This is a genomic window from Streptomyces sp. NPDC056347 (assembly GCF_042262625.1).
Taxonomy (GTDB): domain Bacteria; phylum Actinomycetota; class Actinomycetes; order Streptomycetales; family Streptomycetaceae; genus Streptomyces.
Window position 1 is genome coordinate 26244 of sequence record NZ_JBHJQP010000074.1, and the last position, 8374, is coordinate 34617.

An 8374-nucleotide genomic window follows, 5' to 3' on the forward strand; every position below is an offset into this window, starting at 1 on the left:
GGCCAAGACCGGCCGGGGCATCGACGAAACACGGAGGAGGACGTGAGAACCCATGTTCCGGTTCCGCGCGTACATGCCTCGCCGGGCCGCCGCGCGACTGCCTGGTATCCGACCCGGCGGAGCGATGTATCCGTACGTTCGAGCGCTTTTCGGGTCGATGTCCGATCAGGGCGTGATGTCGGTCAAGTGGAGTGAGGGTGGATTGCGTCCGACTCGTCGTGCAATGCGAAGGTTTCACCGATGCCCGGATCGAGCGACGGGCACCGGAACGGCGGAAGGTTCGGCGCGGCGTGGCGAATGCGGAGCACAGGGTGCGCGGGGACGTGGCAGCGGGGAACGGAAGCGGGACGGGGGCGGTCCGGGCCGCGCTCTGGCTGGTGGTCGCCGCGCTGGCCGTACGGCAGGTCGCCGCGGTGCCGGGGCGGCCGCCGGGGCAGCGGCTCACCGAACCGGAGACCTGGACCGGCCCCGGTGGTGTGCTGCGCGTGACGGGCTCGCTGTACGACGGCGGGCGGTTCACCGGTACCCCGTTCGCCGGCCTGGTGCTGCGTCCGCTGGCCCGCACCGCCGAACAGAACCTGGGCGTCGTCTGGACCTTCGGTTCCCTGCTGCTGGTCGCCGGGCTGGGCGTCGTCGCGGCGCGGGCGCTGCCGGGGCCGGTCTCCCGCCGTACCGCGCTGCTCGCCGCACCCGTGGCGATCGGCCTGCTGATGGTCTCGCTGCCGGTCCGTACCGCGCTGCACCTGGGGCAGACCAGCGTCCTGCCGGTCCTTCTGGTGCTGCTGGGCTGCTTCGTGGTCCGGGGGGAGCGCGCCCCGGGCGTCCTGATCGGTGCGGCGGCCGCGCTCCAGCCCACCGTGCTGCTGTTCGCCCTGCTGCTCGGCCTCACCGGGCGGCGGCGCACCGCGGTGACCGGCGGCGTCACGTTCGCCGGGTGCACGGCGCTGGCCTGGGCCGTGCTGCCGGGCGACTCGTGGGCGTACTGGGTGCACCATGTCGCGGGCGCCGGGCTCGGCGGCGACGCGGCGGGCCTCGCCAACCAGTCGCTGCACGGCGCGCTGCTCCGGTCCGGCCTCACGGGCCCGGCGCAGGTCACGCTCCTGCTGGTGTCGGCCGCCGCCGTCTGCGTCCTCGGGCTGCGCCGCGCCGTGCGGTACGCGAAGGACGGGCAACTGCTCCTGGCCGTCGCCGTGACCGGCTGCGTGGCCGTCGCCGTCTCTCCGACGACCTGGCCGTACCAGCTGCTGTGGGTGCTGCTCGCGGCGGCCGGCCGGGTCGGGAAGCGGGCCGCCGACCGGCGGGTCTGGCCGGTGGTCGTGGTGCTGGCGCTCACCCTGCCGGGGACGACGCTGCTGCCGGACATCGGGGTGCTCCACCCCGTACGCGACAACGTTCCGCTGCTCGCCGCGCTCGCCGCGGCCTGCGCCGTGCCGTTCCTGCCGCGCGCCTCGCCGTACTGGAACGCCCCCGTTCCCGCGACGTACACGGCCGCGGCCCCGCCCCGTCGGCGGCGGGTGGCGAGCCGGCCCAACCTGCTGCTCGAACTCCTCCTGATCAGGGTCGTCTACTCGGCGTACGCCCAGGTCAGGCTCGCGGCGACGGGCGGGCGCGACACCGCCGAGCGGCACGGACGGCAGATCCACGCCCTGGAGCGGTGGCTGCGCATCGACATCGAGCACTGGGCCAACCGCACGGTGGCCGACCTCGACCGGCTGCGGGACTTCTTCGGCTTCTACTACTCGACGTTCCACTTCATCGTGCCGCTGACCATCCTCGGGGTGCTGTACGTCCGGCGCCCCGAGGACTACCGCCGGGCCCGCGGCACCATCGGCTTCGCCACCCTGTTCGCACTCGTCGGCTTCTGGCTCTACCCGCTGGCCCCGCCGCGCCTGATGCCCGGCCTCGGCTTCGTCGACACGGTCCACGGCGTCCAGGACTTCGCCCGCCCCGACTACGGCGGCCTGACCGCGGTGACCAACCAGTACGCGGCGATGCCGTCGCTGCATTTCGGCTGGTCGCTGTGGTGCGGGGCGATGATCGTGCTGCTGGCGCCGAGGGCGTGGATGAAGGCGCTGGGGCTGCTGCACCCGCTGATCACGCTCTGCGCGATCGTGGCCACCGCCAACCACTGGGTGCTGGACGCGGTGGGCGGTGCGGCGGTGGTGGGGCTCGGCTTCGCGCTCGCCCGGCTGCTGGGCGGGGCGCGGCGGCCGGGTGCGGCGGTCGTGCCCGGGGCGGCGAAACCGTGGGACGACCGGGCGTACCCGGCGGCGACCGTGCCGGTGCCGAGGCCGCCGGGCGGGACGGTACGCAGCAGGATCCGCTGACCCGCGTCCGGAGCGGCTCCGGACCGCCTCCGGGACCCGGACGGGCCGGGGAACGGGCCAGGGGGACGGGCCGGGAAGGTCCGGGCGAATGGCCGAAGGGGTGCCGGGACGAGCACATCGTCCTGGCACCCCTTCGGCGTGGATCGCCGCCCGACCAGCATCCGCCCATCGCCCCCGGCCCGCCACTCGAACGGCCCAGGTCCCGGACGGCCCGCCACTCGAACGGCCCGGGTTCCGGACGGCCCGCCACTCGAACGGCCCGGGTTCCGGACGGCCCAGGTCCCGGGCGGCTCAGGTCCCGAATGTCCCCAGTGCCCAGGTGGCCAGCGAGAGCGTGGCCATGGAGACCACCGTCGAGGCCACCACGGCATCGCGGGGCGCCCGGGTGTCCAGCCCGTACTGCTGGGCGTAGATGAAGGCGTTCTGCGCGGCCGGCAGTGCCGAGCAGAGCACCACGGCGAGCAGCTGCGGCCCCGGCAGGCCCAGCAGCGGGCCGCCGACGGCGAAGGCGATCAGGGGCTGGAACACGGTCTTGAGCGCCACCGCCAGCACGGTCTCGGCCCGCCCCGGACCGGAGCCGCCCGTGGGCGTGGCCTCCCCGCCGACCGGGCGGGTGTGCAGGGAGAGCCCGAGCGCGATCAGGGCCGTCGGCACGGCGGCGGAGCCGAGCAGCTCGCAGGAGTGGGCGAGGGCGTGGGGCAGCCGCAGCCCGAGCGCGCTGACGGCCAGGCCCAGCAGCGACGCCAGGATGATGGGATTGCGGACCGGCATCGTCAGCATCCGCCGCAGTACGGCGGAGCCCCCGGTCCCCGTACCGGATTCCGTCCCGGAGTCCAGCAGCGTCAGGATCACCGGGGAGACCAGCAGCACCTGGAACAGGATGATCTGGGCGACGAACGAGGCGTCCCCGAGCACCTGGACGGCCACCGGGATGCCGAGATTGGCCGAGTTCACGTACCCGGAAACCATGCCGCCGATCGCCCGGTCCGCCGTACCCCGCCCGAACAGCCGCCCGGACAGCAGGAATCCGAGACCGCAGGCCAGCGCGGTGCCCGCCGCGAAGGCCACCATCGACGGGTTGGCGAAGGCGCCCGGCCGCGCCCCCGACACCATGGTGAACAGGGCGGCGGGCATGGCCACATGGAAGACGAACCGGCCGAGCACCGCCTCCGCCCCCGCCCCGAGCAACCCGCCGCGTCCGACCGCGTAGCCGATCGCGGTGAGCATCCAGATCGGGGCGAAGGCGGTGAGCAGGGCGGACATGCCCGCCATGATCCTCGCGCCGTAGTGCGCCCGGCGCACGGGGGTTCGACTGTGCGCCGGGGGACTTCAGCTCCCCGTGGGACCCGTGCTGACCTGGAGCTGCTTGATCCCGTTGAGCCACGCCGAGCGCAGCCGCCGCGGTTCGCCGACCAGCCGCAGGTCCGGCAGCACGTCCGCGATCGCGTTGAAGATCAGGTTGATCTCCATCACGGCGAGGGACTTGCCGAGGCAGAAGTGCGGACCGCCGCCGCCGAATCCGAGGTGCGGATTGGGGTCGCGGGTGATGTCGAAGGCCTCCGGGTGCTCGAAGACCTCGGGGTCGTTGTTGGCCGAGGAGTAGAACAGCCCGACCCGGTCGCCCTTCCTGATCAGCTGCCCGCCCAGCTCGGTGTCCTGGGTGGCGGTCCGCTGGAAGGAGACCACCGGGGTCGCCCAGCGGACGATCTCCTCGGCGGTCGTGTCCGGGCGCTCCCGCTTGTACAGCTCCCACTGGTCGGGGTGGGTGAGGAAGGCGTGCATGCCGTGGCTGATGGCGTTGCGGGTGGTCTCGTTGCCGGCGACGGCGAGCAGGATCACGAAGAAGCCGAACTCGTCGGAGGAGAGGTTGCCCTCGCCCTCCGCCGCGACGAGTTGGGAGACGATGTCCTTGGCCGGGCACTCCTTGCGGGCGGCCGCCAGGTTCATCGCGTACGACACTATTTCCATGGCCGCCTCGGTGCCGACCTCCTCGGTGATCGCGTACTCGGGGTCGTCGTACGCGGCCATCTTGTTCGACCAGTCGAAGATCTTGGACCGGTCCTCCTGCGGCACGCCGATGAGCTCCGCGATGGCCTGGAGCGGGAGCTCGACGGCGATGTTGGTGACGAAGTCGAACGACCCGTCGCCCTCGCCGTCGTCCTCGCGGCCGGCGGAGGCGGCGGCGAGCGCGGTGTCGACGATGGAACGGGCCCGGCTGCGCAGCGCCTGTTCCAGGGAGCGCACCGCGCGCGGTGTGAATCCGCGCTGGACGATCTGCCGGACCCGGGTGTGCTCGGGCGGGTCCATGTTCAGCATGATCAGTTTCTGGACGTCGATCTGGTCCCGGCTGATCGATTCGTTGAAGCGGATGACCGCCGTGTTGAGGTGCGAGGAGAACAACTCCGGGTGCGTCGAGACGTACTTGACGTCCGCGTGCCGGGTGACGACCCAGTAGCCCGCGTCGTCGAAACCGGAGATGCCGGTCGGCTGGGTGCACCACCAGACCGGAGCGGTCTGCCGCATCTGTGCGAACTCCGGGTGCGGAATGCGGGATTGGAGCAGATCGGGGTCGGTGAAGTCGAACCCTTCGGGCAGATGGGGGCAGGGCATCGGCAGCTCCAGGTCGGTCCGAGAGCCGTCCGGACGCTGCCTGACGACCCATCAGAAGTTGACGGAAAGGTAGTAACGAGTTCTACAACTGGCAAGACCGGCGGTCGGTTCTGTTGCGCGGAGACTCGGCGGGACCGGCGCGGAGCGGGCGCGAGGTCGGTGCAGCACTCTTGCGTACCGCGGGTAAGCCTCATAAGACTGCTTGCAGAACTAGAACGCGTTCCATCCGTGGGCGCCGGGACGCCCCTGCGGAAGTGCGAGGAGAGGACGAGCCCATGGCCGCGGAACCCGTCATCGTCGAAGCCGTACGCACCCCCATCGGAAAGCGCGGAGGTGCGCTCGCCAATCTGCACCCCGCCTATCTGCTGGGTGAGACCTACCGAGAACTCCTCGGCCGTACCGGTATCCACGCCGACTGCGTCGAGCAGATCGTCGGAGGTACGGTCACCCACGCCGGGGAGCAGTCCATGAACCCGGCCCGCAACGCCTGGCTCGCCGTGGGCCTTCCGTACGAGACCGCCGCGACCACCGTGGACTGCCAGTGCGGCTCCTCGCAGCAGGCCTCCCACATGGTGGCCAACATGGTCGCGGCCGGGGTGATCGACGTCGGCATCAGCTGCGGCGTCGAGGCCATGTCGCGGGTGCCGCTGGGCAGCGGTTCGAAGCACGGTCCGGGAAAGCCCTGGCCCGACGAGTGGAACGTGGACCTGCCCAACCAGTTCGAAGCCGCCGAGCGCATCGCCCGTAAACGCGGGCTGACCAGGGAGAACGTCGACTCGCTGGGGCTGATCTCGCAGGAGCGGGCCGCCGTTGCCTGGGCCGAGGAGCGCTTCAAACGGGAGACCTACGCCGTCCAGGTGCCGACCACCGAGGAGGAACAGGCGGCCGGGCAGGGCATGTGGCGCCTGGTCGACCGGGACGAAGGGCTGCGCGACACCACCATGGAGGGGCTCGGGCGGCTCAAGCCGGTCATGCCCACCGCCGTCCACACCGCGGGCAACTCCTCGCAGATCTCCGACGGCGCCTGCGCGATCATGTGGGCCTCCAAGCGGATGGCGCGGGCGCTCAAGCTCAGGCCGCGCGCCCGGATCGTCGCCCAGGCACTGGTCGGCTCGGACCCGCACTTCCACCTCGACGGGCCGATCGACGCGACCCGCGCGGTGCTCGGCAAGGCGGGCATGTCGCTCAAGGACATCGACCTGGTCGAGATCAACGAGGCCTTCGCCTCGGTCGTGCTGAGCTGGGCACAGGTCTTCGAGCAGGACCTCGAAAAGGTCAACGTCAACGGCGGTGCCATCGCGCTCGGTCACCCGGTGGGCGCCACCGGGGCCCGGCTCATCACCACCGCCCTGCACGAACTGGAGCGCCGGGACAAGGAGTTCGCGCTGATCACGATGTGCGCGGGCGGTGCGCTGGCGACCGGGACGATCATTCAGCGGCTCTGACGCGGTCGGGCCGTCCCCCGCCCCGGGGTGGTGCCAGGTACACCCCGGAGCGGGGGTCCGGAGCGATGTCCGCGCGGCCCGCCGCCGCATAGCGTCGACGTCATGAACAACGACAACAGCCGCTCCGCACAGCCCACTTGCACCGCACGGCCCACCGGGCACGGGCGGCGGCGTGCGGCCCGCCGGACCGTCGCCGCCGCGGCGGCCCTGCTCCTCGCCGCCCTGGGCACCGCACCGGCCCTCGCGCAGCAGCCCGCCGGGGCCCCGGCGGCATCGAGCCCGTACGCCACGGACGGCCGGGGCACCCTGCTGGGCATCACCCCGGTGGCCGACCTCGACCGCGCGGACGTCGTCCGCTTCCTCGCCCCGACCGGCATGGACACCGGCACCGTCCGCCACGGACTGCGCGGCTACCGCCTCACCTATCGCACCGTCACCCCGCAGGGCACCCCCACCACCGCGACCGGCCTCCTGGTCCTCCCCAAGGGCGGGCCCCACCGGCTCGACCTGGTCTCCGACACCCACGGCACCATGGCCCACCGCGACTACGCGCCCTCCGTCGGCGAGGACTTCGGCCGCATCGCGCCCTATCTCCACGCCTCCGCGGGCCGGGCGGTCGCCGCCCCGGACTATCTGGGCCTCGGCAAGGGCCCCGGCCGCCACCCGTACATGGACACCAGATCCGCCGTGACCGCCTCCGTCGACATGCTGCGGGCCGCCCGCACCGCCGCCGGACGGCTGGAGCGGCCGCTCACCGGCGACGTGTACGTCAGCGGCTTCTCCCAGGGCGGCCAGGTCGCGATGGCCCTGGGCCGGGCGCTCACCGACGGCGCGGACCGGCACTTCCGGCTCCGGGCGCTGGCCCCCGTGTCGGGCCCCTACGACATCGAGCACGCGGAGACCCCCGCCCTCTTCGACGGCGGGATCAACGACACCAGCGGCGTCTTCTACATGGCGTACTACCTCACCGCGCAGAGCCGGCTGCACCCGATCTACCAGGACCCCGCCGAGGCGTTCCGGGAGCCGTACGCGGCCGTCGTCGACCAGCTCTTCGACGGTGAGCACACCGAGGAGGAGATCATCCCGGCGCTGCCGGCGACGGTGAAGGAACTGCTCACCGACGACTTCTACCGCCGCCTCCAGCACCCCACCGGGGGCCTGCTGGCCGCCGCCCGCGCCCAGGACGGCAACTGCGCCTGGCGGCCCGCCGTCCCGGTCCGGCTCTACTCCTCCTCCGGGGACACCGACGTGGTGATCGCCAACGCCCGCCACTGCGCCGCGGATCTGGCCGCCCGGGGCACCGCCGCCCCGGTGATCGACCAGAAGCCCGCCGACCACACCGGTACGTACCTGAAGTCGGGGCCGCAGATCGTGCGCTGGTTCGACACCCTGGCCGCGCGCCGCTGAGCGAACGGCCCGGGAGCCGTCAGTACGGCACATGGGCGGGAAAGGTGGCGGTGGGGCTGAACAGTGCCGCGTATCCCTCCTCGTGGTGGTGACGGCGGTGCCGTCCGGTCCGGCCGGCCTCGACGACCGGGGTCGCGAGCGTGAGCAGGCCGTCATTGGCGAGCTCCTGCACCCGCATCAGCAGCGTGCGTACGTCCAGGCCGAGTTCGGCGGCCACGGTGTGCAGGTCGAGGCCCGACTCCCAGCTCCACAGCAGCACGGAGTCCATGCTCGACGACCAGACGGCGACGTTCGCCGGCTCGCCGTGCGCGGGCTGGAGTGCCTGGGGTTCCTGCGGCGACTGAGGTGCCTGCGGCGACTGAGGTGCCTGCGGTGCCTGTGGTGTTACGGGGACGGGGACATGGGGGTGGGCCGGAGCGGGGTTCAGAGCCGGGGTACCGGCCGCCGCCGGGGGAGCGGCCGGCATCGGAGGAACCACCGGCCCGGGAGACCCCGCGGGCACGGGGGGAACGGTCGGAGCGGGGGCCGGGCCGGCGTGGCGCGGGGCACCGCCGTCCGGCGCGGCGGCGGGCCCGCTCGAGGCAG

General features: G+C 72.7%; 6 protein-coding genes. 3 read left to right on the forward strand and 3 right to left on the reverse strand.

Annotated features, from left to right (window positions below; all coding sequences use genetic code 11):
- Positions 1-323 precede the first annotated feature (323 nt).
- The gene (locus tag ACFCV8_RS18855) at positions 324-2327 is read left to right on the forward strand and encodes a bifunctional glycosyltransferase 87/phosphatase PAP2 family protein (protein WP_376686486.1); all 2004 of its coding nucleotides are present in this window, start codon (positions 324-326) and stop codon (positions 2325-2327) included.
- Positions 2328-2618: 291 nt separating this feature from the next.
- Here ACFCV8_RS18855 and ACFCV8_RS18860 read toward each other — a convergent pair whose 3' ends face one another.
- Positions 2619-3590 (reverse strand): AEC family transporter, encoded by a 972-nt coding sequence (locus tag ACFCV8_RS18860; protein WP_376686487.1) that lies wholly within the window; start codon positions 3588-3590, stop codon positions 2619-2621.
- Between the two features lie 66 nt (positions 3591-3656).
- Positions 3657-4937 carry a cytochrome P450 gene (locus ACFCV8_RS18865; RefSeq protein ID WP_376686488.1) on the reverse strand — a complete coding sequence of 427 codons (1281 nt, stop codon included), beginning with the start codon at positions 4935-4937 and terminating at the stop codon, positions 3657-3659.
- 275 nt (positions 4938-5212) lie between these two features.
- Between ACFCV8_RS18865 and ACFCV8_RS18870 the strand changes: the two genes are divergently transcribed.
- Together ACFCV8_RS18870 and ACFCV8_RS18875 are read left to right on the forward strand one after the other, a co-directional pair.
- Positions 5213-6382: a steroid 3-ketoacyl-CoA thiolase gene (locus tag ACFCV8_RS18870; protein WP_376686489.1), complete on the forward strand. Its 1170-nt coding sequence runs from the start codon at positions 5213-5215 to the stop codon at positions 6380-6382.
- A gap of 102 nt (positions 6383-6484) precedes the next feature.
- Positions 6485-7789 carry an alpha/beta hydrolase family protein gene (locus tag ACFCV8_RS18875; RefSeq protein WP_376686490.1) on the forward strand — a complete coding sequence of 435 codons (1305 nt, stop codon included), beginning with the start codon at positions 6485-6487 and terminating at the stop codon, positions 7787-7789.
- A gap of 19 nt (positions 7790-7808) precedes the next feature.
- On the opposite strand, the gene ACFCV8_RS18880 is transcribed toward ACFCV8_RS18875, so the two are convergent.
- Positions 7809-8057, reverse strand: coding sequence for a hypothetical protein (locus ACFCV8_RS18880; RefSeq protein WP_376686491.1), 249 nt, complete (start codon positions 8055-8057; stop codon positions 7809-7811).
- Between the last annotated feature and the right edge of the window lie 317 nt (positions 8058-8374).

Coding starts and splice junctions, on each gene's coding strand:
- ACFCV8_RS18870 (WP_376686489.1), top strand. CDS start 5,213: ATGGCCGCGGAACCCGTCATCGTCGAAGCCGTACGCACCCCCATCGGA.
- ACFCV8_RS18875 (WP_376686490.1), top strand. CDS start 6,485: ATGAACAACGACAACAGCCGCTCCGCACAGCCCACTTGCACCGCACGG.
- ACFCV8_RS18880 (WP_376686491.1), bottom strand. CDS start 8,057: ATGGACTCCGTGCTGCTGTGGAGCTGGGAGTCGGGCCTCGACCTGCAC.
- ACFCV8_RS18860 (WP_376686487.1), bottom strand. CDS start 3,590: ATGTCCGCCCTGCTCACCGCCTTCGCCCCGATCTGGATGCTCACCGCG.
- ACFCV8_RS18865 (WP_376686488.1), bottom strand. CDS start 4,937: ATGCCCTGCCCCCATCTGCCCGAAGGGTTCGACTTCACCGACCCCGAT.